The organism is Enterobacter cloacae complex sp. GF14B, assembly GCF_004136805.1.
In the GTDB taxonomy this organism is placed as follows: domain Bacteria; phylum Pseudomonadota; class Gammaproteobacteria; order Enterobacterales; family Enterobacteriaceae; genus Enterobacter; species Enterobacter hormaechei_C.
In genome coordinates this window covers 1-848 of the sequence record NZ_QFRV01000402.1, presented here as the reverse complement: position 1 = coordinate 848, position 848 = coordinate 1, and the positions used below count along the sequence as shown (strand labels likewise).

Here is an 848-nt window from a genome sequence, read left to right as displayed (position 1 = left end):
TAGAAACACTTTATGTTAAGAAATTTCGGTCACTTACTTCAAATGGATGTAAGAAATGCGGAATACAATAAGGATCTAGTAGCAAGGAGAGTAGAGACAGATACCATGCAAAGTAGATCAGTGAAAAATCAAAAACTTTAGATTAACACGCTATTACAAAGTGATGATGTCATCCACCCATGCGCTCTACAGGTAGAGCTTAGATGGTGGTTCAGACAACTAGAGCAAGTAAGAATACAAGGGACTAACAATCCTTCAACAAGGATGTGCTGTGTGCATCAAGTATGCACACCATTCTATCAAATTACTCATGAGAAGGCCTCCTTATATAGATGTAAGAGAGCCTCTAAACGCCCAAATGCTGCCCTTAGATACCCAAGTCCAAGTAGGACGCTCCCATGCGCCATGTGTAGCCGCTTTTGGGTAGAAAAGTCCTCCTAGAACTCGGCCACTGGACAAAGACTACCGGTCGCCAACCATTAGCCAAAGACCATGGACAACCGGCCACCGGATAGTCATTTTTCGATTGTCTTCCGACTGTCGTCCGGTCAAGATATTTCGGCGAAAGTTGGCCCTGAATTTGCCCCGACCATCCACAATCACAAATAGAGATCTCATCAGCGTGCAAAGTTGGAATCCACCAAATATATGTACACCATTGGCTTCTCCTCATATGGGGGCCTTACAAACCGTTCAACATATATTGTGGTGGCAAAACTGAGAGAGGTGCGCATTACAAGTATACCGATAGTGACCACAACGAGAGAATTGCTATGATCTTCCCCAAGAATCCACTCACTTACAATAAATCTTTCCATGGTTAGTTGGTAGGTTTTATTTGCAATGAA

1 protein-coding gene is annotated in these 848 nt (G+C 43.2%); it reads right to left on the bottom strand.

The window, feature by feature from the left end; genetic code table 11:
• Positions 1 to 617: 617 nt before the first annotated feature.
• The coding region (locus tag DD606_RS26315) for a hypothetical protein (protein WP_219824259.1) at positions 618 to 848 on the bottom strand (231 nt) is incomplete at its 5' end.